Origin of the sequence: Kitasatospora sp. GP82 (assembly GCF_029892105.1) — a bacterium.
Lineage (GTDB): Bacteria > Actinomycetota > Actinomycetes > Streptomycetales > Streptomycetaceae > Kitasatospora.
Genome location: NZ_JARZAJ010000010.1, coordinates 87,906 through 112,095 on the forward strand (window position 1 = coordinate 87,906; position 24,190 = coordinate 112,095).

Genomic DNA, 24,190 nt, shown 5'->3' on the forward strand with positions numbered 1-24,190 from the left:
GGCGTGTGCTCCTGGTGTGGCGGCGGCTACAAGAAGTTACCGCTGGTGTTCGTCGGATCCGCAAGCCCGGTCGGGCGGTTGGCGAGATCCGATCCCTCTACGGCCGGAATCGGCTGGACAGGCGCCGGGGAAGTGTGTCCACGAAGGCTTGGCGGATCACCCGTCGGCGGGGGCCGATCCCATACCGGAGCGGCTCCCACCAGTGTGCATTCCTCCAGACGAGACCGGCGCAGGAGGGAAAAGTCTGTGGCCTGGAAGTTGTTCTGACCACCCGTCAGCTGACGGCTTCGGCGTCCTCCAGGGCCTTCCCCGCCCGGACCACCGTGTCGAGCAGCGCGGCGATGTCGGCCGCCGAGGTGTTCGGGTTGAGCAGGGTCAGCTTCAGTCGCACCCGCCCGGCGCCGGCGCCGGGCAGCTCGGTGCGGCCCACCACGGCGCGGCCCTCGCGGAGCAGTACGCGGCGCAGCTCGGCGTTGAGCCGGTCGACGGCGGCGGGGTCCGCGGCGGGTGTTGCGGAGGGGGTTGCCGCGGCGGCGGGGTCCGTGGCCGAGGACGGGAGGTAGCGGAAGACCACGGTGGTGAGGACGGGTTCGCAGTGCAGTTCGAGAGCCGGTCGGACACGGACGGCCTCGGCGGCGGAGCGCGCCAGGTCGTGGCAGATGTCGACAAGTCGGCCGAGTCCGGCGCGGCCGAGGGTCCGTAGCGTGACGGCGATCTTGAAGGCGTCGGCCCGGCGGGTGGTGCGCAGCGAGAGGCCGAGCAGGCTCGGGTAGCCGGCCTGCTCGTCGTCGGCAGGGTTGAGGTAGGCGGCACGGCGGGCCAGCGAGGCGTAGGTGTGCGCCCGGCGGACCAGGAAGACCCCGGCGGCAGTGGGCTGCCAGCCCAGTTTGTGCCAGTCGAGCGAGACGGAGTCGGCGCGGGCGATCCCGTCGAGCAGCGGGGCGAGGCGGTCGGAGAAAAGTGCGCCACCACCGTACGCGGCGTCCACGTGCAGCCAGGCACCGTACTCGGCGGCCAGGTCGGCGATCCGGTGCAGGGGGTCGATCGCGCCGGTGTCGGTGGTCCCGGCCGTGGCCACCACGGCGATCGGCCTCGCCCCCTCCCGCGCGCTCAGGGCCAGGGCGGCGGCGAGGCGCTCGGGATCCATCCGCAGTTCACGGTCGACGGGGACGGCGTGCACGGCGCGTTCGCCGAGGCCGAGGAGCGCAGCCGCCCGCTGGACGGAGAAGTGCGCCGCCTCGGAGGCGAGAATCCTGGGCCGTACGCCTGCGGGCAGGCCGTCCAGCTCCACCTCGCGGCCGAGGATCCGGTCGCGCGCCAGCATCAGGCCCATCAGGTTGGACTCCGTTCCGCCCGAGGTGAGGACACCGGCGGCCTGGCCCGGGTGGAAGCCGACGAGTTCGGCGAGTTCGGCGACCAGGGCGGTCTCCATGACGGTCGCGGCAGGTGCCTGGTCCCAGGAGTCCAGGGAGGGGTTGAGTGCGGAGACGGCGAGGTCGGCGGCGACCGCGACGGCCAGCGGCGGACCGTGCAGATGCGCCGCGCAGGACGGGTCGGCGGGGTCGGCGCTGCCGTAGGCGAGCAGTTCGGTGAGGCGCAGCAGGGCGTCCTCGTCCGGCTTGTCGCCGAGGTCCCTGCCGTAGCGGAAGACGCCCTCGAACTGCCGGGCGAGCTGCTCCGGCTCACCGGCCGGGATCGGCCCGCCCCGGCGCTCGGCTCCCACCTCCAGGGCGGTCAGCGTCAGTTCGACCAGTTCGCGCAGGGCTGCCGGGCCGTGCACACCGCCGGACAGCGGGATCCGACCGCCGCTCCCGGAGCGGGCGTCACCAGAATCGGCGGAGTGTTCGGAGGAGTTCATGCCGAGATCCCGTTCGTCGTAGCTCCGTTGACCCTACGGTCCGTCCGACCCTACGGTCCGTCCGGCCGGTCCTGGGTGCGCGGTCAGCAAGGTATCCACCGCCCGGCCCGTCCGACTGCGTGCACCACCGGCGCGCTGCGCGGGTGCAGGATGGCGCGGGTGCAGGGTTGCGCGCGTTCCCGATGCGGTGATGGGGGCGGACGGACACTGCCTGCTGCGCGCTCACACCATGACTTCGCGACCCGCCCCGCCGTTCGTCACGCTCCTGGGTACGGGGGCCGCAAGAGCAGCTCCCTCGCCCGCAGCGGCCTCGATGGCGTCGGCCAGGCGGTCGAGAACGGCCTCGGCCTGCTCGTCGGTGATGGTCAGCGGTGGTAGCAGGCGCAGCACGGCGTCGTGGCGACCGCCGAGTTCCACGATCAGTCCGCGCTGGAGGCAGGCCGCCCTGACCCGGACGGCCAGCTGCGGGTCGGCCGGGTGCGCTCCGCAGGCGTCCGGCTCGCCGCCGGGGTCGACGAGTTCGACGCCGAGCATCAGCCCGCGCCCGCGTACGTCGCCGATCACCGGCAGCCGGTCCCCGAGTTCGCGCAGCCGCGCCGCCATCCGGGCACCGACCAGGGCGGCCCGCTCGACCAGACCGTTGGCGGCCACGTACCGCAGGGTCGCCGCCCCGGCGGCCATCGCGAGGGTGTTGCCCCGGAAGGTGCCGGTGTGTGCCCCGGGAAGCCAACCGTCGTACTCCGCGCGGTAGAGCACGACCGCGAGCGGCAGGCTGCCGCCGATGGCCTTGGAGAGCACCATGGCGTCCGGGAGGACACCGCTGTGCTCGACCGCCCACATCGCACCGGTCCGGCCGACCCCCGTCTGCACTTCGTCCACGATCAGCGGGATGCCGCGCTCGGCGGTGATCCGGCGCATCTCGCGCAGCCAGCCGTCGGGCGCGGGTACGACGCCGCCCTCGCCCTGCACCGCCTCCAGGATCATCGCGGCGGGTGGCAGCACGCCCCCCGACGGATCGTCCAGCAGGCGCTCGACGTAGGTCGCGCCCAGCTGCGCACCCTGCTCCCCGAGGCCGAACGGGCAGCGGTAGGCGTACGGGTACGGCAGCCTGGCGACCTCTCCCCCACTGGGCAGCGGGGACTTGACGCCGACGTTGCCGGTGACCGCCAGCGCACCCGCCGTCATCCCGTGGTACGCACCGGTGAAGGCGAGCGCGCTGCGCCGACCGGTGGCGGTCTGCATCAGCTTGAGCGCGGCCTCGACCGCGTCCGTCCCGGCGGGGCCGCAGAAGTGCACCCGGCCCTGCTCGGCGAACTCGCGCGGCAGGCTTTCGAAGAGGGCGGTGGTGAAGTCGTCCTTCTCGGCGGTGGCGAGGTCGAGCAGGTGCAGCGGGGCGCCACTGTCGAGGGTGCGGCGGATCGCCTCCAGCACCACCGGGTGGCTGTGGCCGAGCGCCAGCGTGCCCGCACCGGAGAGGCAGTCGAGATAGCGCCGCCCGTCCGCCCCCTCGACGGTCATCCCGTTGGCGCGCACCGGCACGATGGGGAACGAGCGCGCGTACGTACGGGCGGCCGACTCACGGATGCGCTGGCGGCGCAGGATCCCGTCGCCGGCCGCGGGCCCGGCGGTGTGGGCGGTCATGGTCAAGGGGAGCTCCCGAGTGAAGTTAGGTTAGGCTAACTTTACTCGCTCGGTATGCTCCGCCCTCCCGTACCCGCGAACTCCACTCGACCGGGTGACGCGGGCTCACCTCCCCAACGACCGCCCCTGCCCGAGGTCACGTACGCTGCCGCCGAGAGATCCCGCAACCCGCCGGAGCAAGGAGCCGCAGATGACCCAGCCCACCGAGCGGGCCGAACGCGCCCGCACCCGGGAGTTCTTCGCCGCCCGCGCCGCCGACTGGGACGAGCGCTTCCCCGACGACGGCCCGCGCTATGCCGCCGCCATCGCCGAACTCGGGCTCCGCCCCGGACAGTTCGTCCTCGACGCCGGCTGCGGCACCGGCCGGGCGCTGCCCTACCTGCGGGCCGCCGTGGGCGCGGACGGGGTGGTGCTCGGCCTGGACCTGACCCCGGAGATGCTCCGACAGGCCACCGCTCACCGCGCCGAGGCCGAACTCGTCAACGGCGACGTCGGCCGGCTCCCGCTGCGCGACGGCGGACTGGACGCGGTCTTCGGCGCCGGACTGATCTCCCACCTGCCCGAGCCATCGGCCAACCTGTGCGAACTCGCCCGCGTCACCCGCCCCGGCGGCCTGCTGGCCCTCTTCCACCCCATCGGCCGCGCCGCCCTCGCCGCCCGCCACGGCCGCGAGATCACCCCCGACGACCTCCGCGCCGAACCCAACCTCCGCCCCCTGCTCGCCTCCACGGGCTGGCGGCTCACCACCTACACCGACACCGACGACCACTACCTCGCCCTGGCAACCCGCCTCGGCTGAAACAGCACCGGGGCATCGCCGACTCCTGCGCCCTGCGTACTCAGTAGGCCCAGCTCGTCCCCGTGCCCCGGTACTCCTCCACCGGGATCGGGTGCACGTCGGGGCGCATGCGGTCGGTGTAGAGCAGGCCGTCGAGGTGGTCGATTTCATGGGCGATGAGGCGGGCCAGGCCGAACTCGTACACCGTGGCCGTCACGGTGCCGTCGAGGCTGGTGGAGGTGATGTCCATCCGGAGGGGGCGGGGGACCATGCCGCGGACGTCGAAGAAGCTGAGGCAGCCCTCGTACCGTTCGTCGGTCTCGTCGGAGACGGTGGTGACCCTCGGGTTGAGCAGGATGATCGGCTCTGCGTTCGGGGTCGGCGGCAGGACGATCGCGGCGGCGCGGGGAGTGCCGATCTGCGGGGCCGCGAGGCCCATGCCCTTGGCGAAAGAGTGGACGCGGCCGATCTGTTCGACTGCAGTGAACAGTTCGTCGATCACCGCCTGGGCAGCAGCGGGTGATGGGCTCGGTTCCGGTGGTTCCTCAACTGACGGCGCATCGTCAGTTGGTAAGTCGTGCCGTCGAATTCGAGGTCGGCTTCGTCGTGCTCGACCAGGAGCGCGGAGCCGGAGGCGTACGGCTGCTCGGGACGGCGGCCAGCAACCTCCCCACGGACGCCACCGTGGTCGTGTGGTCCAGCGCAGTGCATGACCGAAGACCACGGGCGGGTCAGCGCGTTGCCGCTCCGCGCCAGCGGTAGCAGAGTTCGGGGCGGCCGACCTGGCCGTACTGGGGTTCGCGGACGGCGAGGCCGGTGTCGACGAGGTGCTCCAGGTAGCGGCGGGCGGTGATCCGGGAGACGCCTGCCGCCGCGCCCGCCGCTGCGGAGGAGAGTCCGGTCTCCGCGTCGCGCAGCACGGCGGCGACGGCCTCCAGGGTCGGGGCGCTCAGGCCCTTGGGGAGCGCACTGCGATCGGGCGCGGCCCTCAGGGCGGCGAGAGCCTGGTCCACCTCGTCCTGGCCGGTAGCCTCACCGGTGCGGGCCAGGGTGTCGCGGTAACGGGCGTAGCGCTCAAGCCGGTCGTGCAGGGCCGCGCCGCTGAACGGCTTCAACAGGTACTGCACCACTCCCGCCGACACCGCCTGCCTGACCATCGCCAGGTCGCGCGCCGAGGTGACGGCGATGATGTCCGCGCTGTGTCCGGCGGCGCGCATGGTGCGGCAGAGCTGAAGGCCGTGGCCGTCCGGAAGGTAGAGGTCCAGCAGGACGAGGTCGACCGGCGTGCCGGCGGCGCGGGCCCGCTCCAGGCGGCGCAGGGCGTCGGTGCAGGTGTGCACCGTGTCGGCCACCCGGAAGCCGGGAGTGCGCCGCACGTACAGGGTGTGGGCGGCGGCCGCCACCGGGTCGTCCTCGACCACCAGCACGTCGATCATCCGACGGCCTCCCTCTGCTCGGCCGTCCGCTGCGGCCCTGCCGGGTCCCGCCGCAGCGGCAGCCGTACGGTCAGCACCGCCCCGCGTTCGCGGGCCACCTCGACGGAGCCTCCGTTGCGGCGGGCCGCCTGGGCGACCAGGGCCAGCCCGAGTCCCCGGCCTCCCCGGGCCTCCGACCGGGGGGAGCCGTTTCGCTTGGTGGTCCAGCCGCGCCGAAAGACCTCGGTGACGGCCTGCGGGTCGATACCGGGGCCGGTGTCGGCGACCCTGAGCAGCAGTTCGCCACCGTCCGCCCGTGCGGTGACGGTGACTTCGGCCGGTCCGGGATGTACGGCGGCGCCCTCGATCGCGGCGTCCACCGCGTTGTCGATCAGGTTGCCGAGGATGGTCACCAGGTCCCGCGGGCCGAGCTCGGCAGGCAGGACTCCGTCGTCGATCCGGCTGTCCTCGGTGAGGGTGAGGTCGACCCCTCGCTCCGCCGCCTGCGACGCCTTGCCCAACAGCAGTGCGGCCAGCACCGGTTCACCGACTGCGGCCACCACCCGGTCGGTGAGCTGCTGGGCGAGGGCGAGTTCAGCGGTGGCGAAGTCCACCGCCTCACGGTGGCGGCCGAGTTCGATCAGCGAGACAACGGCGTGCAGCCGGTTGGACGCCTCGTGCGCCTGGGCGCCGAGCGCATCGGCGAAGCCTCGTACCGAGTCCAGTTCACCGCTCAGCGACTGGAGTTCGGTGTGGTCGCGAAGGGTCACCACGGTGCCGAGCCCCGGTCCGACGGCCGAGGTGTTGAGCACCACCACCCGCTCGGCGGTGAGGTGGACCTCGTCCCGGACGGGCGCCGGCTGGAGCAGGGCCAGCGTGAGCGACTCGGGCAGACCGAGGTCGGCCACCGCCAGCCCCTCCAACGTGCCGGACAGGCCGAGCAGTTCGCGTGCGGCGTCATTGCAGAGGACCACCCGTTGCGCACCGTCGAACAGCACCAGCCCCTCGCGCACCGAGCGCAGTGTCGCCTGGTGGTACTCGTACAGGTGGCTCAGTTCGGTGGCGCCCATGCCGTGGGTGTGGCGGCGCAGCCGGGCACCCACGAGGTAACTGCCGAGACCGCCGACCGCGAGGGCGGCGAGGGCGACCCCGACCAGGGCGAACAGCGGCCCGCGCAGCCGCTCGCTGATGGACTCCACCGTGATGCCCGCGCTGACCAGCGCGATCACGTGGTGCTGTCCGTCGCTCACGGGCACGACCACACGGACGGACGGCCCGAGGGTGCCGGTGTAGGTCTCGGTGACGGTCCCCCCGGCGAGCGCCTGCTCGGTGTGACCCAGAAAAGGCTTGCCGATCTGGGCGGGGTCGCGATGGGTCCAGCGGATTCCGTGGGTGTCCATCACGGTCACGAAGTCCACGCCGGTGTCGCTGCGGACCTGCTCCGCGTAGGGCTGGAGCATCCGCGCGGGGTCGGGCCCGGTCGCGGCCTCCCGTACGGTCGGCGAGTCGGCGACCGCCCAGGCCGCGGCGGTGACCTGGCGGCGGGCGGAGTCCTCGGCGCGCCCCTCGGTGAGCAGATACGCGAGCACCGCGCCGCCGGCGACCACGACCGCGACGATCACGATCTGCACCACGAACAGCTGCCCCGCCAGACTGCGCAGGCGGCGGCGCGGCACGGGGTCCGGGCGCATGTTCATGTCGGACAGTGTGCCTTGCCGACGCGACGGCGCGGACCCGCGTGAACTCTATGAACGCAAACGTGACGGCCGTCACCGCGGCGCCCATAGTCGGATCGGCCCACCACCCGGGGCCGCCAGGGACGACAGGGCAAAGGAGCCACGGCATGGCGACCGCAGAAGCAGGATCCAAGAGACCCGACCGCACACACCGCCTGTACCTCGCGGTCATCGCGGCGGTCGTGGCGGGCGTCGTGCTCGGTCTGGCCGCGCCCGGCGTAGCGGTGGAGCTGAAGCCGATCGGGACCGGATTCGTCAATCTGATCAAGATGATGATCAGCCCGGTGATCTTCTGCACCATCGTGCTGGGCATCGGTTCGGTCACCAAGGCGGCCAAGGTCGGCCGGGTCGGCGGACTGGCCCTCGGCTACTTCCTGGTGATGTCCACCGTCGCCCTCGCGATCGGCCTGGTGATCGGCAACCTGCTCGACCCGGGCTCCGGTCTGCACCTGACCCAGGCACTCGCCAAGACCGGCCACGCGCAGGCCGCAGGCGGCTCGGAGGGGACGGCGGACTTCCTGCTCGGCATCATCCCCACCACCGCCTTCTCGGCCCTCACCGAGGGCAAGGTGCTCCAGACCCTGCTGGTCGCGCTGCTCGCCGGCTTCGCGCTGCAGGCCATGGGACCGGTCGGAGCGCCCGTCCTGCGCGGCATCGAGCACCTCCAGCGGCTGGTGTTCCGGATCATGTCGATGATCATGTGGGTGGCACCGATCGGTGCCTTCGGCGCGATGGCCGCGGTGGTCGGGGCAACCGGGACGGCCGCACTCAAGAGCCTCGCCGTCATCATGATCGGCTTCTACCTGACCTGCGCGCTCTTCGTCGTGGTGGTACTCGGCCTGATGCTGCGGCTGATCGCCGGAGTGAACGTCTTCGCCCTGCTGCGCTACCTCGGCCGGGAGTTCCTGCTGATCCTCTCCACCTCCTCCTCGGAGAGCGCGCTGCCGCGGCTGATCGCCAAGATGGAGCACCTCGGCGTCAGCCGTCCGGTGGTCGGCATCACCGTGCCGACCGGCTACTCCTTCAACCTCGACGGCACCGCGATCTACCTGACCATGGCGTCGATCTTCATCTCCGAGGCGATGGACAAGCCGATGTCGATCGCCCAGCAGCTCTCGCTGCTCGTCTTCATGGTGATCGCCAGCAAGGGCGCCGCCGGAGTCACCGGCGCGGGCCTGGCCACCCTGGCGGGCGGACTCCAGTCCCACCGGCCCGAACTGGTCGACGGTGTCGGCCTGATCGTCGGCATCGACCGCTTCATGTCCGAGGCCCGCGCGCTGACCAACTTCGCAGGCAACGCCGTCGCCACCGTCCTGATCGGGCACTGGACGAAGGAACTCGACCACGAGCGCCTCGGCCAGGTCCTGGCAGGCCGACTGCCCTTCGATGAGACCACACTGATCGACACCAGCCACCCCGCCCAGCCCGTCCCGGCCCAACCCGAGATCCCGGCCGCCGAACGCACCACCGCCTGACCGCTCCTCTCCCCTCACACCCCGGCCCGGGGCCGCCACCCCGGCGCGGCCCCGGGCCGGGGCCTTGCCCCGCCACGGGCGAGCAGGGGGCCAGGTGGCCGACCGGCGCCGGCACGGTGGTGACACCGTTGCGCTCAGGGACGGCGATACCAACACCGGTTCCCGGCGGCCGACTTGGCGCGAATCCGGAGCAGTTCAGCCCTGGGCGGGGAAGTCCGGTACGGGGATGTCGAGTTCGGCACCGCTGAGGGCCCAGGCGAGGCCGGTCGCCGGGTCCTCCAGGGCCAGATGGAGATACCACAGCTCGTCGGCCGGCTCGCACCAGACGAAGCAACGCAGGCGCGCCACCAGCGCGTTGACCTCGGGTACGGAGGTCCGGGGCTCGCCGGTCATCGCGGACAGCACCCGCCAGAGCGCGAGTCGACCGTGCGCCGCGCCATGCGCCGGGCTGCCGGATGCGGCTTGCACCAGGGCGGGGTACGCGGCACCGAAGGCGACGTGGCCGCCGATCACCCGCCGCAACGGCACCCGGCTCCCGGACGGACCGGCGCGGCGGGCGCTGCCGGTGCTGCCGGTGCTGCCGGTGCTGCCGGTGCTGCCGGTGCTGCCGGTGCTGCCGAGCAGACTCTCGGACACCGAGCGGCCCGGCGCGGACCGGTCCGGCAGCGGCCGGTCCACCGCACGCCGGTCCACCGCACCGCGATCCACCGCGCGCCGGTCCGGACCGGTCCCGTCCGTCGTCGGCCGCTCGGGCATCCGGCGGTTCGTGGCCCACAGCCCGGGCCCGAGCCGCTCCATACCGAACTCGCCCGGCCCCGGCAGACCCGCCGCCCAACCGGCGGACGCCGAACGGCCAAAGGGCCGGCAGCCCGACACCAGCTGTGCCGCCGCATCCAGCGCGGAGCCGCGTACGCAGGCCGCCTCCAGCCATGGGACGAGCCCGGCCAGCAGCCGAGTGGCCGTCAACCTCGGGGCCTGGCGGCCGGGCGGAGGCAGATCGACAGGTCCGAGCCCCTCCCGGGTGGCGGGCAGGGCCAGTAGGGCGCGGCGCGCACCGCCCGTACGCAGGTACTCGCGGACCCGGCACCGCTCGTCCCAGCCGGGCACCTCCCACGGTTCGAGCGCCAACGGTACGCCGTCCTGATCGGGCTCCGCCCCGTACGAGAGGTCCTCGCCGAGCAGTACCCGGGTGTGCGCGACCAGCCGGCGGACCGGGGCCGGGCCGAGCAGCGGGGCCAGCCGGCGCCAGGAGTGGCGCGTCGCCAGTACCTCCCACAGCGGCCCGGCATCGTGGTCGGCCGGGCCGGCGGCGGTACCGGGGGCGCCGTCAGAGTCGAAGAGCCGCGCCGCGATCTCGGGCGGTGCACCGTACGCGAGAAGGTGGCCCAGCGGTGCGGCCTCGACCGCCGCCCGCGCCTCGCCACTGCGGGCCGCAGCCTCCGCCCGGGTGCGCCGGTACAGGCCGAGCAGCTCGGGCCAGCGGCCCTCGTCGGCCAGGGCGCGCAGTCTGCGCTCCTCGTACGTGATCACATTTTGCAGCGTACGTCCGGAAACCCGTCATCAGCTGACACATCGTCAGTGCGGTGCGTCGTACGGTCCGCTGCCCGGACACCCGGTTCGAGGCGGCGCCCGACGAGCCGCGCCCGACGAGCCGGATGGTCGGGCGCAGCAGGCTCGGCCACAGCGGGATCGGTCACTGCGGGGGCTTGCCGCCCGTCAGGGCCCAGCGGATGTCGGAGAAGCCGCGCTGCTGTTCGGTCAGGCGCCCTGCCTTGACCTGCTGGAAGGTCACCCAGGTGTTGACCAGTCGGGGGGTCTCCGCGCTGGGCAGCATGTCGGTCATGCCCCAGTTGAGCGGAGGTGTGGCACCACCGGGGTCGAGGGAGTCGCCGCTGTCCAGCTGGGTCCGCAGGGACTTGGCGGTGAGCGGCTGACCGGCCGAGCGGATACGGTCGGCGGCCTGGAAGAAGACCTGGTAGGCGACCCAGGTGTTCTGCACGCCCAGGTCGGAGATGTCGATGCGCTGGTCGCTGCCGGACTGGACGGTGGCCCGCAGGTCGTCCCAGACCCGCGAGGCCTCCGGCGGGTACCAGCCGGTCGCGTAGCTCTCGTTGAGCGGGCTGTCGGCACCGCCCGTGGCGTCGATCACGGACTGCTGGACGCTGCCGAGCAGCGAGGCCAGCAGGGTGCGCTTGGGGCCCACCCGCCGGTAGGCCTCGATCAGGCTCAGGGTCTGGTCGGGGCCGAGCGCGTTGGTCACGCAGGAGCCGGTCCTGTCGTCGCCGATCGCCCGCTGCGCGGCGGCGGTGAGGTCGGTGGCCTTCTCCGCCACCTTGACGTCGGACAGCTTGACCCCCGAGGGCTGGAGCGCCCCGCTCAGATACCGGGTCAGGGTGTCCCCCGCCCTGGTGTCGGGCCGGATCAGCGCGACGCTGCGGCAGCCGGCCGCCGCGAGCTGGCGTCCACTGCCCGCGATCAGCGTCGGCGTGCCGCCGGCCACGGGGTAGGAGTCCGGGCTGCTGAACTCGGCGCTGGAGAGGCCGAATCCGCCGAGGTAGGGGATCCGGGCGCTCTCCAGCGCGGGCATGAAGGTGTCGCCGTACTGGCTGTACGAGCCGATCACCGCCACCGCATGAGCGTCGACCGCCTGCCGGGCGCAGGCGGTGGCGCCTTCCACGGTGTTCTGTTCGTTGCAGGTGAGCACCTTCAGCTTCCGCCCGCCGACGCCGCCCTTCGCATCGACGGACCGGCCGATCGCCTCGGCCACCGCGGTCACCCCGTGCCGGTCGGCGGCACCGGAGCCGGACGGGGCCCAGGTCATCACGGTGTAGTCGCCGCCGTCACCGCCACCGGCCGCCGCCGGGCCGCCGCAGGCCGAGGTGGCCAGCAGGCCGGGGAGCACGACCAGTACGGCGGCCATGGCCCCGGCCCGGCGGCGAACCGCACCGGGACGCGATCCGTCGGACGACTGCTGCCCCTCGTGCGCGAGCCGTCTCGCCGACGGTTCGGATCGCCTCGCCATGGTGCTGCCCTCCTGGTCTCCGGCCGTACGCGGAACCCCTTCACCGCGACCGTCCGGGACGCGGGCCGCTGGTCGGTCATTGATCACCCAAGCCGCAGACGGGCAAGGCCCGGCGGAATCGACGCGAACAACAGGAGGACGGGAGCGGAATACCAGGATGAAGTGATGACCAATCAGGTGACGGTCCGCCGGACGGCGATCACCCCACGTCCGCGAGCAGGCGGGCGGCGTGCACCCGTCCGGCGTACTCGACCAGGTTGATCAGGACGTTCTTGCCCGAACTCCGGTGCCGCGCATCGCACATAACCACCGGTGTGTCCCCGTCGAGGTCGAGCGCGCGGCTGACCTCCTCGGGACGGAAGTCGCGGGTGCCCGCGAACCGGTTGACGGCGACCACGAAGGGGATGCCCCGGTGCTCGAAGAAGTCCACCGCCGGGAAGCAGTCGGTCAGCCGCCGGGTGTCGGCCAGCACCACGGCACCGAGCGCGCCCTGTGCGAGTTCGTCCCAGAGGAACCAGAAGCGGTCCTGTCCCGGCGTGCCGAAGAGGTAGACGGACAGACCGTCGCGGATGGTGATCCGGCCGAAGTCCATCGCCACCGTGGTGGTGCTCTTCTGCTCGACCCCGCCGAGATCGTCCACGCCCCGGCTCGCGGCGGTCAGTTGCTCCTCGGTGCGCAGCGGCCGTATCTCGCTGACCGAACCGACCAGCGTGGTCTTGCCCACCCCGAAGCCCCCGGCCACCAGGATCTTGAGAGCGAGTACCGGAGTGTCGGACCCTGGAGTGTCAGAGAGCGCGGAGTCCATTGATGACCTCCTGGAGAATGTGCTCGTCGGGGAGCAGGGCGGGCGGTACGGGACGGCTGACCCGGATGTACTCGGCATCCAGCAGGTCACCCAGCAGGACGCGCACCACCCCGAGCGGCAGGTCGATCTCGGCGGCGATCTCGGCGACGGAGAGCGCGTTGTTCCGGCAGAGCTCCAGGATCAGGCCCTGCTCGGGTCCGACGGGCAGCTCCATCGCGTCCACCACATCACTGACCACCAGGGCGATCAGATCGAACTCCCGGCCGGTCGGCCTGGTGCGGCCCTTGGTCATCGCGTACGGGCGGACCATCGGACCGGCCGCGTCGTCGTACCACTGGGTGGGCTGCTGCGGCGGCGGCGGCGGGTAGCCGAACGCCGAGTCGGGGAGGTAGTGGCGCGGTGGGTAGGGCATCGCGCTCACCCCCCGACCGCGCTGCGTGGCGGGGTGTAGAGGTGCTCGCCGACCCGGCGGACCAGCCGGGCCATCTCGTACGCGATCAGGCCGAGGTCGGCCTCGGCGGTGGAGAAGACGGACAGGCAGGTGCCCTCGCCCGCCGCAGCGACGAAGAGGAAGCCGTGTTCCAACTCGACCATGGTCTGCCGGACTTCGCCCGCGTCGAAGTGCCGCCCGGCACCCTTCGCCAGGCTGTGGAAGCCGGAGGCTACGGCGGCCAGGTGCTCACCGTCCTCGCGACCGAGACCGGCGGAGGTGCCCATGGCCAGACCGTCTGCGGAGAGGATCACGGCGAATCTGACCTGCGCGACCCGGGATACCAGTTCGTCGAGCAACCAGTTGAGCTCTCCGGCGTGGTGGGTGCTGCCGATCATCAATGCCGTCCTTCCGCGTTGGTGGAACCTGAGGGGGAGCTCGAAGCCGAGCCGGTGGGGGAAGCCGAGGGGCCGCCGGTGGCACCGGGGCGCTGCGGGCGCTGGCTCTTGCCGCGCGCCCACCCCTGCTGGTAGGCGGACATCGCGGCGCGCGCCTCCTCGGGGTTGCGCCCGGCGGCGACCGGGCCGCGGGGGCGGGCACCGGGCTGCGGTCGGGGCGGGGCCTCGCGCAGCTGCGGGGCCAGGCTGGCCTGGCGGACCCGGCGCGGGAGTTCGTCGCCGATGGCAGCCGGGGCCGCACCGACTGTCCGGGGCCCAGGCGCACCGGGCGCCTGAGCCGGGCGCGGCCGCTGTGCGGGCGGAGCCTGGCCGGCCCCGAGCGGACGGACGACCGGGAGCCGGGGCGGACGGCTGCCGTCCGCGCTGAACGGGGTCGGCCGCAGCACCCCCGGGTGGTTCCCGCTCGCGCCGAACGGCTCCACCGCGCCCGGCGGCAACGGACCCCTCGCGGCAGCGGGCGCCACGGACGGCGGCGCGGTGGGCGGCGCCGGCAAAGGTGCGACCGGAGGCGCGGCCGGCGGAGGCGGTGGCGCCGGGGTCCGCACCTGGGTATGCAGCTGCGTCCGGGTGTGCGTCTGAGCCGACCCGGCGTCATCCAGCAGGGACGACAGGTCCTCGGGCTCGGGCGCACGCTCCGGATGTGCCTCCAGCAGCGCGTTCGGCAGCAGTACGACCGCTGTGGTGCCGCCGTACGCCGACGGCCGCAGTGCGACACCGACCCGCTGGCGCTTGGCCAGTCGGCTCACCACGAACAGTCCGAGCCGGTCGCTGTCGAAGAGGTCCACCTCCTCGGCGGCCGCGATCCTCCGGTTGGCGTCGGCGAGCGCCTCGGGGCCCATGCCAAGGCCCCGGTCCTCGATCTCCAGTGCGTAGCCGTTGCCGACCTGCTCGCCCCTGATGTGCACCTTGGTGTGCGGCGGCGAGAACCCGGTCGCGTTCTCGACCAGTTCGGCGATCAGATGGGTGAGGTCGGCGACGGCCGGACCGGTGAGGGCCGCGTGCGGCAGCCGGTGCACCTCGACCCGGGCGTACTCCTCGACCTCGGCGACCGCCGCGCGGACCACGTCCATCAGCGGTACGGGCTTGCGCCAGGCGCGCCCGGGCACGGCACCGGACAGGATGATCAGACCCTCGGCGTGCCGCCGCATCCGGGTGGTCAGGTGGTCGAGGCGGAACAGGTCCTCCAGTTCGGCCGGGTCCTCGGTGCGGCGTTCCATGGCGTCCAGCAGGGTCAGCTGACGGTGCACCAGGACCTGGCTGCGCCGGGCGAGGTTGACGAAGACCCCGGAGACGCCGCTCAGCACCTCGGCTCGCTCGACGGCCGCCGTGACGGCCGCGCGCTGCACGGTACCGAGGGCGCCGTGCACCTGGCCGATCTCGTCCTCCCCGTGCGGGCGCAGCGGGGCCTCGGCCTCGATGTCGATCTCCTGGCCGGCGCGCAACCGCCGCATGGTGGCGGGGAGTTTGCGGCCGGCGAGTTCGAGGGCGGAGTTGCGCAGGCCGATCAGCTCGGTGACCAGGCCGCGTCCGATCTGGACGGAGATCAGCAGGGAGGCGACGACCGCGCCCAGTCCGAGCAGCACTGCGGCACCGGAGGGGGTGAACAGGCCTAGTGCGTAAGGGTCTACGCGCTCGGCGGCCGCGCTTCCGGCGGTGGTCTCGACGGCCATGAGGGCGCGGGCGACGTTGTCGGAGGCCACGGCCCACTGGTCGGCGCTGACGGCGGCCAGGGCGCCCTGGCCGCCGGAGGCGGTGCGGACGGCGTCCTCGTAGCGGGTGAGGTCGCGGTAGTCGGTGCCGGAGGAACCCGAGGTGCCCGAGGTGATGGCGGCGAGCGCACTGCGGTCGGCGGTGCGCAGGTCTCCCCCGGCGCTCTGCGCGAAGAGGCGGCGAGCGTAGACGGCGGCGTCGAACTCGCGCAGCTGCTGGTCCGTCAGGCTGCCTGCGGTCTGACCGCTGCGCAGCAGGGAGTCCTCGCGGGCGAGCAGCTCGCGGGAGCGGGCGAACTCCATCAGCACCCTGGCGTCGGAGGCCGCCTGGTGGTCCTGGAGCTGGGTGACGGCGCCGGTGACGTCGAAGGCCCGGTCGATCGCGGCGGTGTAGGCGGCGTAGGTCTCGGCCCAGCCGACCGAGCGGGTGAGCACCCGGCTGCGCAGCTGGCCGAGGGAGGTGACGGCGGCGCCGAGCGCGTCCACCCGGGCGGCGGCTTCGGTGCCCAGGCCCTGCGCGTCGGCACTGTTGTAGTGCTCGCCCAGGTTGAGCGGCGCGACCGCTCGGTCGGTGGCGGCGGTGGCGTCGCGCAGGGTGCTCTCGCGGGCGGCGCCGGGGGCGGCGAGCAGCTGCCCGGCGGCGCTGCGTTCGGCCTGAAGTCCGGTGATGGTGGCGTCGACCGGGCCGAGCAGGGTGCGGTGGACCTGCTGGAGGCTGAGCAGGTCCCAGACGTTCTGCGCGGTGGTGACGGTGGCGAAGGACCAGAGGGCCATCACGGAGACCACCGGGACCATCAGCAGCGCGACGATCCTGGCGCGTACCGTGCGCGGGCGCAGCCGCAGCCGGGGGGCGCGGACGGCGGGCCCGGGCTGCGGCGGGGGCGGCAGCGGAACGGGTACGGCCTCGCGGGCGGGCGGACCCGCGTGGGCGCCCCTGCGCTGCCCGGTGCCACCGGGCCGGACGGGGCCCCGGGCGGCGCTGCTCGGGGTGGTGGCTGCCGGTGCGCTGCGGGTGCTACCGCGGCGTACTCGCATGGGTAAGGGCCTTTCGATGCTGGTACTGGGACCTGTCCGGCGGGACTCGGGGGGTGGTGAGGGAACGTCAGGCGGCACGGTCGAGCTCGGAGGTGCGGAGGTCCTCCACGGTGAGCTCGCCGGCCTCGCGGTATGCGGCCCGCTCCTGGGCCGTCGGGGAGAGCGCGACGAAGGCGGAGGTGAGGAAGAGGAAGGAGCCGAGGCAGACGGCGAGCGGGAAGATGAACTGCATCGGGGTGGCGCCGTCGAGGCCGGTGCGCGCGGGGTGCATATGGACGTGGACGGCGGCCATACCGGTGTAGTGCATACAGCTCACCGCGATGCCCATGACCAGCGAGGCCGCACCGGCGGCGTACACGTTGCGAATGGTGATGGCGGCCCAGAGCGCGGCGGTGGCCGCGGCGACGGCGATCAGTACGGAGAGGCCGACGGTCCCGGGGTCGTAGTTGATCGCACCGTGGAAGCGGATGGCCGCCATGCCGAGGTAGTGCATGGCGGCGACGCCGAGTCCGGTGGTGAGTCCCCCCAGGGCCAGCGCCCAGCCCCGGTGGCTGCCGTAGCCGACAGCGAAGACCCCGGCACCGACCACCAGGACGGCGACCAGCAGGCTGAGGATGGTGAGCGGGACGTTGTAGCGCAGTTCGGTACCGCTGACGCTGAAGCCGAACATGGCGATGAAGTGCATGGTCCAGATGCCCGAGCCGATCGCGGCGGCGGCGGTGAGCAGCCAGTTGCGCCGGGACGCGCCGGTCGCGGACAGGGCCCGCAGCATGCAGCGCAGGCCGAGGGCTGCGCCCGCGCAGGCCATCACGTACGAGAGGGTCGGTGTGAGCCAGCCGAAGCTGAAGTGGTTCAGGGTTCCCATCGGGCCTCCGGGCGGCATGGACCGTCTGGCCGGGCCGGTGTTCGACGGAGTGTCGACCGGCTGACGTCAGGTCATATGCCTTTCGCATAAGCGCTTTCGGTCTCGGATGCGCTGGACGCTACCCAGCGTCCGGAACTGGTCACCAGAAGATGTGAAAAGCTGCCCACGAAGGCCCGCGAGTGTGCTCGAATGGTGCGGCGAGTACGCTCCGTTCGAGCTGACGTACCGTCAAACTGCCTCCGGACACGCTGGAATGCCGAAAGCTCGCCGATACGCCAGCGGGGAGACCCCGATGGCGCTGTGCAGGTGCTGGCGCAGCGAAGCGCCGGTGCCGAACCCTGCCCGGTGGGCGACCAGGTCCACCCCGGCCGCCACACCGGCGGAGGTGAGGACGTCCCCGTCGTCGACGAACAGCACGTCGGGGTCGACGCGCACGGAGGTGAACAGCCGTTGCAGCCGCTCCGCCTCACGCCAGTGGGTGGTGGCCGGACGCTGGTCGAGCAGCCCGGCTGCCGCCAGTACGTACGCACCGGTGCAGATCGCCAAGGCCCGTGGCGCGTATGTGGTCGGGACGGCCCGCGAGGTCAAGCACGAGTTCGTGCGCGGGCTGGCTGCGGACGAGGTCGTCGACTACACGCGACAGGACTTCGCCGTGACCGTCAAGGACCTCGACGTCGTCCTCGACACCATCGGTGGCGAGTACGGGGCCCGCTCGCTGCGCACCCTGCGCCCCGGCGGCACCCTGGTCTCCGTCCTCCCGCTCGACCCGGACTTCCCCGCCGAGCAGGCCGGGCAGGCGCGGATCCGGGCCGTGTTCATGCTGGTCGGGCCCGATCTTGCCGGGCTGTGCGCAATCGCCTCACTGGCCGAGAACGGGCAGCTGAGGGTCGTGGTCGACACGGTCGTCCCGCTGGCGGAGGCCGCCGAGGCACACGCCAGGGGCGAGACCGGGCGCACCGCAGGAAAGATCGTCCTGTCCGTGACTCCGTGATCCGGTTACCCGTCACCCTCTGGACGGCGGCTGGGGCGCACGAGGTGCTCGTACGCCCCGCCCCGGCCCCGAGGCCGTCAGCGCGGCGTGAGCCTGATCCGGACCGGGCCCTTCACCTCCAGGGTGATGCCCTGACCGAGGGACACCTCGGTGTCCACCGTCTCGATCTCGAAGGAGCGCAGGATCGCGGCGAGTCCGAGCACCGACTCCAGCATCGAGAAGTGCTGACCGATGCAGGCCCTGGGGCCGCCGCCGAAGGGGAACCAGGCGTAGCGGTGCCGCTCGGCCTCCCGCTCGGGGGTGAAACGGTCCGGGTCGAAGCGATCCGGGTCCTCCCAGTGCAGTGGGTGACGGTGCGTCACATAGGGAGCGACCAGCACGTCCGATCCGGCGGGGATCACCATCCCTTCCACCGTGCACTCGGCCACCGAGCGCCGCCCGACGGCGGGAGCGGCCGGATAGAGCCGCATCGCCTCCTTGAGCACCTGGTTGAGGTAAGGCAGGGCGGCCAGGTCACTCGCCTGCGGGCGGCGGCCGTCGGTGAGAACCGAGTCCACCTCCGCGCGGGCGAGCTTCTGCTCGTCGGGGTGCATCCCGAGCAGGTACAGCGCGAACGTGAGCGAGGTGGCGGTGGTCTCGTGCCCGGCCAGCAGGAAGATCAGGACCTGCTCGCGCAGTTCGGTCGGATCCAGCTGCTCGCCGTCCTCGTCCCGAGCCGCCGCGAGCAGCCCGAGCAGGTCGTCCGACTCCTGCCCGCCCCGCCGGGCGATGATCGCGTCGCAGACCTCGTAGAGCGTCCGCTCGGCCGCCATCGCCTGCCGGTTGCCCGGGGTCGGCCACTCGCGCGGGATGCGCAGCGGCGAGAAGCCGCGCGTCACGATGTAGTTGCCCAGCACGGGGAAGCTGCTGCGCACGGCCTTGATGGCGTCCTCGACGTCCGCCCCGAAGAGGATCCGGGCGACCGTGCGCAGGGCGAAGCGGGACATCTCCTCGGTCGCGTCCACCACACCGTCGGGCAACGCCGCCCAGCGCTCGGCCAGCGCCTCGGACTCGATGCCGATCGCGTCCGCGTAGCCGTCCACCCGGCGGCGGGTGAACAACGGCTGGACCAGCCGCCGCTGCCGCTGGTAGTCGCCGTCCTGGGCGGTGAGCAGGCCGTTGCCGAAGCTCTGCCTGATCTCCTCGTAGATGGTGTTCTCCTTGCGGAAGTTCGCCGCCTGGGTGGCCAGCACCTGCTGGACCCCCTCCGGCGAGAACACCATGTAGAACTCGGCCCGCACTCCGGGCGGCCCGGCACTGATCCGCACCACGTCACCGTGATCCCGGCGGGCGTTCAGATAGACCTGAAGCGTGTCGCGCTTGAGGTCGAGCATGGAACCGATCAGCGGCAGTCCGCTCGGTCCGGGTATTCGAGTAGCAGGCAATGCGAGCTCCGGATGGGACGAGTGTAGTGTCCGCCCAAGCTAGCTGACGTGACATCAGCACATAAGGGGCTCGCGGGGGCGCGAATTCGATCACGGCACGCCCCCTCGGCGCTCGGTCGATCACGGCGGCGCTCCACGCAGCACTCACTCGTACTCGGCTCCGACCTTGAACGTCAGCCCCCCGGCAGGGATGGTTTGAGTCTTCGCACATGCGGGGATCACCTGCCGTCGGACCTGGCCTGTGCAATGAAACAGAGGCTTTTGAGGCCGTAGCTGCGGCACTATGATCGCCTCACCGTATGAGCTCCCGCGTCGGCCATGGCGCGGCAGAGGGGAAACATCGAATGACCAGCACCATGCGCCGCGCCGCAGTCGCCTCCGTCGCCGCCCTCGCCCTCGCCGGCGGGCTCAGCGCCTGCGGCAGCAGCGGCTCCAAGAGCGCATCCGGCAGCGAGAGCGGCCCGGCCTCCTCCTCCGCCACCGCCGGCCCCAAGCTCTCCGGGACCGTCACGGTCTTCGCCGCTGCCTCCCTCCAGGGCGCCTTCACCGACCTCGGCAAGAAGTTCGAGGCCGCCTACCCGGGCGTCAAGGTCAAGTTCAACTTCGGCGGCAGCTCCGCACTCGCCCAGTCCATCGTCTCCGGCGCCCCGGCCGACGTCTTCGCCGCCGCCAGCCCGGCGACCATGAAGACCGTCACCGATGCCAAGGACGCCGCCTCGGACCCCAAGGTCTTCGTCCGCAACACGCTGGAGATCGCGGTCCCCAAGGGCAACCCGAAGCACATCTCCTCGCTCAAGGACCTGGCCGGCTCCGGTGTGAAGGTCGCCCTGTGCGCCAAGGAGGTGCCGTGCGGGGCCGCCGCCCTCACCGCCCTCAAGGCGGGCGCCGTGAACCTCACCCCGGTCACCCTGGAGCCGGACGTCAAGGGCGCGCTCACCAAGGTCGAGCTCGGCGAGGTCGACGCCTCGCTCGTGTACAGGACCGACGTCCAGGCCGATGCTGCGAAGATCGACGGCGTGGACTTCCCCGAGGCCGCCAAGGCCGTGAACGACTACCCGATCGCCACGCTCGCCAAGGCCCCGAACACCAACGGTGCCGCGGCCTTCGTGGCCTACATCCAGTCCGCCGAGGCCAAGCAGGTGCTCACCGCAGCGGGCTTCCAGGCCCCGTGAGCTCCGCCCCTCCCACTGCCGCCGCGCCCGATACGGCCGTCTCCTCACGGACTCGGGCGCGGCGGCGCTCGCCGCACATCCCGTACGCCCTGCTGCTGCCCGCCCTGCTGGGACTCGCATTCCTCGTCCTGCCGCTGGCGGGTCTGCTCGTCCGGGCACCGTGGAGCACCCTGCCGAGCCAGCTCTCCAGCAGCGAGGTCTGGGAGGCACTGCGCCTGTCGCTGATCTGCGCCACGGCCGCAACCGGCCTGTCGCTGCTGCTCGGTGTGCCGCTGGCCTGGCTGCTGGCCAGGACCGACTTCCCCGGCCGCCGGTTCGTCCGCTCGCTGGTCACCCTGCCGCTGGTGCTACCGCCGGTGGTCGGCGGTGTCGCACTGCTGCTGGTCCTCGGACGCAACGGCCTCGTCGGACGCTGGCTCGACACCGCCTTCGGGATCACCCTGCCGTTCCACACCTCGGGCGTGGTGCTGGCGGAGGCGTTCGTCGCGATGCCCTTCCTGGTGATCAGCGTCGAGGGCGCGCTACGCGCCGCCGACCCCCGCTACGAGGAGGCCGCCGCCACCCTGGGCGCCTCCCGGCTGACGGCCTTCCGGCGGGTCACGCTGCCACTGATCGCACCCGGGATCGGGGCGGGTGCCGTACTGGCCTGGGCAAGGGCCCTCGGCGAGTTCGGGGCCACCATCACCTTCGCCGGGAACTTCCCCGGCCAGACCCAGACCATGCCGCTCGCGGTCTACCTGGCCATGGAGTCCGACCCCGAGGCCGCCATCGCGCTCAGCCTGGTCCTGCTCGCGGTCTCGATCGCCGTCCTCGCAGGTCTGCGCGACCGCTGGATCTCCTCCCCGTAGCCGGCCCCCGGTCCCCACACCCTCCGGGGCGTTGCGCGGCCGGCCCGTACCAACAGACCAGCCGGTGTCGGCAGGAGAGGCGGAGGGGGACTCTCCTACCGACACCGGCACACCCCGGAGAGCAGCCCATGACACCGCCTACACCGCCGGCACCGCCGGCATCGCCCCACGCCCTGGACGCCCACCTGCGGATCGACCGCGCCGCCTTCCGCCTGGACCTGCCCCTGACCGCCGCACCCGGCGAGGTCCTCGCCCTGCTCGGCCCCAACGGCGCCGGCAAGTCCACCGCGCTGCGCGCCCTCGCCGGACTGCTCCCCCTCACCGCGGGCCATCTAAGGCTCGACAGCACCACCCTGGAGGATCCGGCCACCGGCCTGCACACCCCTGCCGAGTCCCGTCCGGTCGGCGTGGTCTTCCAGGACTACCTGCTCTTCCCCCACCTCAGCGCGCTCGACAACGTCGCCTTCGGCCTGCGTTGCCGGGGCGCCGACAAGAAGACCTCTCGCACCGAGGCCAGGCCCTGGCTGGAGCGGATGGGGCTGGCCGAGTACGCCGAGAGCAAGCCCCGCGCGCTCTCCGGCGGCCAGGCCCAGCGCGTCGCGCTCGCCCGCGCCCTCGCCGTCCGACCCCGCCTGCTGCTGCTGGACGAGCCGCTGGCCGCGCTGGACGCCCGTACCCGGCTCGAGGTGCGGGCGCAGCTGCGCCGCCACCTCGCGGAGTTCGAGGCGGTCGCGGTGCTGGTCACCCACGATCCGCTGGACGCCATGGTGCTGGCCGACCGTCTGGTGGTGATCGAGGACGGACAGGTGGTGCAGTCCGGCACGCCCTCCGAGATCTCCCGCCACCCGCGGACCGACTACATCGCCCGCCTGGTCGGCCTCAACCTCTACCAGGGCACCGCCGAGGGCCGCACCGTCACCCTCCCCGACGGTGAACAACTTTTCACCACCGAGGAGTTGACCGGTGCCGCGTTCGTCGCCTTCCCGCCCTCGGCCGTGGTTCTGCACCGTACCCGCCCGGAGTCCAGCGCCCGCAACGTCTGGCAGCTGGAGGTCGGGGGGCTCGACCTGCACGGCGACCAGGTCCGGGCGGACCTGACCGGTCCGCTCCCGCTCGCCGCCGACCTGACCCCGGCCGCCGTGGCCGAACTCGACCTGGCCCCCGGGACGAAGGTCTGGGCCTCCGTGAAGGCCGCCCAGACACACGCCTATCCGGCCTGATCCTCCGCCGGCCAACCAGCCCGGCCGGTTGGCCCTGTCCGTCGGTTCGCCCGGTTCACTCGGTCCGGTCAGTTCGGCGAGACGAACCCGGACTCGTACGCGGCGATCACGGCCTGGGTACGGTCGCGGGCACCCAGCTTGCCGAGCACGCTGCTGACATGCGTCTTGACGGTCTGCAGCCCGAGGAAGAGCTGTTCGGCGATCTCACCGCTGGAGAGCCCACGGGACATCAGGCGCAGTACCTCGGCCTCGCGTTCGGTAAGCGCCGCACGGGCCATGCCGTCGCGGGCGGACCGGCTGCCGCGCCCGGCGGCCAGCCCGCGGATCGCAGCCGGGAAGAGCAGCGACTCCCCTGCCGCGACCAGCCGTACGGCCTGCACGATCTCGGCCGGGCGGGCGCGCTTGAGCAGGAAACCGTCGGCACCGGCGCGCAGCGCCTCGTAGACGTAGCCGTCGTTCTCGAAGGTGGTGATGACCAGGATCTTCGGCGGCTCGGTGGCCGACCGCCCGGCAGGCTGCCCGGCGAAGTGCCCGGTGGATCTCCCGGCCGGGTCGAGGATGGCCCGGGTGGCGGTGAGACGTCCATGTCGGGCATCCGGACGTCCATCAGCACCACGTCGGGCCGCAGTGAGTGCACCAGCCCCAGCGCCTGCGTTCCGTCGCCCGCCTCACCGACCACCGTCAGCCCGTCCTGGGCCTCCAGGACCGCGCGCAGCCCGGCCCGGACAAGCTCGCCGCCCTGCTGCGCGGCTCCGGTCTTGCCGCCGAGCCCGCCGCCGACGGCGCCTGGGAGGTCACCGGCGTCGAGCCCGCCAGGATCGGCGCCCTCGCCGCCGCAGGCGGGTGGCGCTCTACGAACTGGCGGTCCAGCAGGACGCCTTGGAGGAGGCGTTCATGCGCATGACGTCGGCCTCCGTCGAGTACCGGGCGGTGACGGCATGAGCACCGTCACCCCGGCCGGCCCGGCGCCGCGCCCCCCGGGCCGGCCGCACTGCGCGCCGAGTTGGGCAAACTCACCACGCTGCGCTCCCAGTGGGTCACCCCGCTGAGCTCGCTGCTCCTCACCGTCGGTGCGACGTACGCCGCCAATGCCGCCCTCGGGAGGGTGGACGACAACCTCACCCGCGATCAGAGCGTGGGAGTCTTCTACGGCCTCAACTTCAGCCAGGTGGCGCTGCGCAACCTGGACGATCCGCAGATCCACTACGGCCACTGGACGGGCCTCGCCCTGATGGCCGCCTGGTCCGCCGCCGCGGCCTGCGGCGGCTGGCGCGCACTGCGGCGGCACGACGCCTGAGCGGCCCGGCG

21 protein-coding genes and 2 pseudogenes are annotated in these 24,190 nt (G+C 72.7%); 8 read left to right on the forward strand and 15 right to left on the reverse strand.

Annotated elements, in window-relative coordinates; all coding sequences use genetic code 11:
- Nucleotides 1-274: 274 nt before the first annotated feature.
- A complete protein-coding gene (locus P3T39_RS12535; RefSeq protein WP_280697583.1) occupies nucleotides 275-1,858 on the reverse strand; it encodes a pyridoxal-dependent decarboxylase in 1,584 nt (527 codons plus the stop codon).
- Nucleotides 1,859-2,080: 222 nt separating this feature from the next.
- Nucleotides 2,081-3,499 (reverse strand): diaminobutyrate--2-oxoglutarate transaminase family protein, encoded by a 1,419-nt coding sequence (locus P3T39_RS12540; protein WP_280697715.1) that lies wholly within the window; start codon nucleotides 3,497-3,499, stop codon nucleotides 2,081-2,083.
- A 190-nt stretch (nucleotides 3,500-3,689) separates the two neighbouring features.
- Between P3T39_RS12540 and P3T39_RS12545 the strand changes: the two genes are divergently transcribed.
- A complete protein-coding gene (locus P3T39_RS12545) occupies nucleotides 3,690-4,298 on the forward strand; it encodes a methyltransferase domain-containing protein (RefSeq protein ID WP_280697584.1) in 609 nt (202 codons plus the stop codon).
- A gap of 40 nt (nucleotides 4,299-4,338) precedes the next feature.
- Here the strand turns inward: P3T39_RS12545 and P3T39_RS12550 are convergent, their stop codons facing one another.
- The 3 genes from P3T39_RS12550 to P3T39_RS12560 all read right to left on the reverse strand — a co-directional run bounded on the left by P3T39_RS12550 (nucleotide 4,339) and on the right by P3T39_RS12560 (nucleotide 7,383).
- On the reverse strand, nucleotides 4,339-4,779 hold the full coding sequence (locus P3T39_RS12550; RefSeq protein ID WP_280697585.1) for a peptide deformylase: 441 nt from the start codon (nucleotides 4,777-4,779) through the stop codon (nucleotides 4,339-4,341).
- 229 nt (nucleotides 4,780-5,008) lie between these two features.
- Nucleotides 5,009-5,713 (reverse strand): response regulator, encoded by a 705-nt coding sequence (locus P3T39_RS12555; protein WP_280697586.1) that lies wholly within the window; start codon nucleotides 5,711-5,713, stop codon nucleotides 5,009-5,011.
- Nucleotides 5,710-7,383: a sensor histidine kinase gene (locus P3T39_RS12560; RefSeq protein ID WP_280697716.1), complete on the reverse strand. Its 1,674-nt coding sequence runs from the start codon at nucleotides 7,381-7,383 to the stop codon at nucleotides 5,710-5,712. Before P3T39_RS12560 ends, P3T39_RS12555 begins: the two co-directional genes overlap by 4 nt.
- Before the next feature lie 152 nt (nucleotides 7,384-7,535).
- On the opposite strand from P3T39_RS12560, the gene P3T39_RS12565 reads away from it, so the two are divergent.
- Nucleotides 7,536-8,903: a cation:dicarboxylase symporter family transporter gene (locus P3T39_RS12565; protein ID WP_280697587.1), complete on the forward strand. Its 1,368-nt coding sequence runs from the start codon at nucleotides 7,536-7,538 to the stop codon at nucleotides 8,901-8,903.
- Nucleotides 8,904-9,098: 195 nt separating this feature from the next.
- Here the strand turns inward: P3T39_RS12565 and P3T39_RS12570 are convergent, their stop codons facing one another.
- The 8 genes from P3T39_RS12570 to P3T39_RS12605 all read right to left on the reverse strand — a co-directional run bounded on the left by P3T39_RS12570 (nucleotide 9,099) and on the right by P3T39_RS12605 (nucleotide 17,815).
- Complete coding sequence (locus P3T39_RS12570; RefSeq protein ID WP_280697588.1) at nucleotides 9,099-10,433, reverse strand: hypothetical protein; 1,335 nt, start codon at nucleotides 10,431-10,433, stop codon at nucleotides 9,099-9,101.
- 163 nt (nucleotides 10,434-10,596) lie between these two features.
- On the reverse strand, nucleotides 10,597-11,925 hold the full coding sequence (locus P3T39_RS12575; RefSeq protein ID WP_280697589.1) for an ABC transporter substrate-binding protein: 1,329 nt from the start codon (nucleotides 11,923-11,925) through the stop codon (nucleotides 10,597-10,599).
- A 199-nt stretch (nucleotides 11,926-12,124) separates the two neighbouring features.
- Complete coding sequence (locus P3T39_RS12580) at nucleotides 12,125-12,730, reverse strand: ATP/GTP-binding protein (RefSeq protein WP_280697590.1); 606 nt, start codon at nucleotides 12,728-12,730, stop codon at nucleotides 12,125-12,127.
- On the reverse strand, nucleotides 12,711-13,040 hold the full coding sequence (locus P3T39_RS12585) for a DUF742 domain-containing protein (protein ID WP_280697717.1): 330 nt from the start codon (nucleotides 13,038-13,040) through the stop codon (nucleotides 12,711-12,713). Before P3T39_RS12585 ends, P3T39_RS12580 begins: the two co-directional genes overlap by 20 nt.
- Before the next feature lie 107 nt (nucleotides 13,041-13,147).
- Entirely contained in the window at nucleotides 13,148-13,558 is a 411-nt protein-coding gene (locus tag P3T39_RS12590) for a roadblock/LC7 domain-containing protein (protein ID WP_280697591.1), read from the reverse strand.
- Entirely contained in the window at nucleotides 13,558-16,362 is a 2,805-nt protein-coding gene (locus P3T39_RS12595; protein ID WP_280697592.1) for an ATP-binding protein, read from the reverse strand. The genes P3T39_RS12590 and P3T39_RS12595 overlap by 1 nt, the downstream gene beginning before the upstream one ends.
- A gap of 67 nt (nucleotides 16,363-16,429) precedes the next feature.
- Nucleotides 16,430-17,227, reverse strand: coding sequence for an MHYT domain-containing protein (locus P3T39_RS12600; protein ID WP_280697593.1), 798 nt, complete (start codon nucleotides 17,225-17,227; stop codon nucleotides 16,430-16,432).
- Nucleotides 17,228-17,455: 228 nt separating this feature from the next.
- On the reverse strand, nucleotides 17,456-17,815 hold the full coding sequence (locus P3T39_RS12605; protein ID WP_348534334.1) for a DJ-1/PfpI family protein: 360 nt from the start codon (nucleotides 17,813-17,815) through the stop codon (nucleotides 17,456-17,458).
- Between P3T39_RS12605 and P3T39_RS12610 the strand changes: the two are divergent.
- Nucleotides 17,760-18,218 (forward strand): annotated as a pseudogene (locus P3T39_RS12610) (zinc-binding dehydrogenase); the annotation flags it as partial. The gene P3T39_RS12605 and the pseudogene P3T39_RS12610 sit on opposite strands and share 56 nt — an antisense overlap.
- Nucleotides 18,219-18,295: 77 nt before the next feature.
- On the opposite strand, the gene P3T39_RS12615 reads toward P3T39_RS12610, so the two are convergent.
- Complete coding sequence (locus P3T39_RS12615) at nucleotides 18,296-19,642, reverse strand: cytochrome P450 (protein WP_280697595.1); 1,347 nt, start codon at nucleotides 19,640-19,642, stop codon at nucleotides 18,296-18,298.
- A 344-nt stretch (nucleotides 19,643-19,986) separates the two neighbouring features.
- Between P3T39_RS12615 and modA the strand changes: the two genes are divergently transcribed.
- From modA to P3T39_RS12630, 3 genes are all read left to right on the forward strand, one after another.
- Nucleotides 19,987-20,814 (forward strand): molybdate ABC transporter substrate-binding protein, encoded by an 828-nt coding sequence (gene modA / locus P3T39_RS12620; RefSeq protein WP_280697596.1) that lies wholly within the window; start codon nucleotides 19,987-19,989, stop codon nucleotides 20,812-20,814.
- Complete coding sequence (modB, locus tag P3T39_RS12625) at nucleotides 20,811-21,662, forward strand: molybdate ABC transporter permease subunit (protein ID WP_280697597.1); 852 nt, start codon at nucleotides 20,811-20,813, stop codon at nucleotides 21,660-21,662. Before modA ends, modB begins: the two co-directional genes overlap by 4 nt.
- A gap of 128 nt (nucleotides 21,663-21,790) precedes the next feature.
- Nucleotides 21,791-22,882 carry an ABC transporter ATP-binding protein gene (locus P3T39_RS12630; RefSeq protein ID WP_280697598.1) on the forward strand — a complete coding sequence of 364 codons (1,092 nt, stop codon included), beginning with the start codon at nucleotides 21,791-21,793 and terminating at the stop codon, nucleotides 22,880-22,882.
- Nucleotides 22,883-22,950: 68 nt separating this feature from the next.
- Here the strand turns inward: P3T39_RS12630 and P3T39_RS12635 are convergent.
- Nucleotides 22,951-23,597: pseudogene (locus tag P3T39_RS12635) on the reverse strand (response regulator transcription factor).
- Between P3T39_RS12635 and P3T39_RS12640 the strand changes: the two are divergent.
- Together P3T39_RS12640 and P3T39_RS12645 are read left to right on the forward strand one after the other, a co-directional pair.
- On the forward strand, nucleotides 23,514-23,786 hold the full coding sequence (locus P3T39_RS12640) for a hypothetical protein (protein WP_280697599.1): 273 nt from the start codon (nucleotides 23,514-23,516) through the stop codon (nucleotides 23,784-23,786). The pseudogene P3T39_RS12635 and the gene P3T39_RS12640 sit on opposite strands and share 84 nt — an antisense overlap.
- Nucleotides 23,787-23,885: 99 nt before the next feature.
- The gene (locus P3T39_RS12645; RefSeq protein ID WP_280697600.1) at nucleotides 23,886-24,179 is read left to right on the forward strand and encodes a hypothetical protein; all 294 of its coding nucleotides are present in this window, start codon (nucleotides 23,886-23,888) and stop codon (nucleotides 24,177-24,179) included.
- The last annotated feature ends 11 nt before the right edge of the window (nucleotides 24,180-24,190 follow it).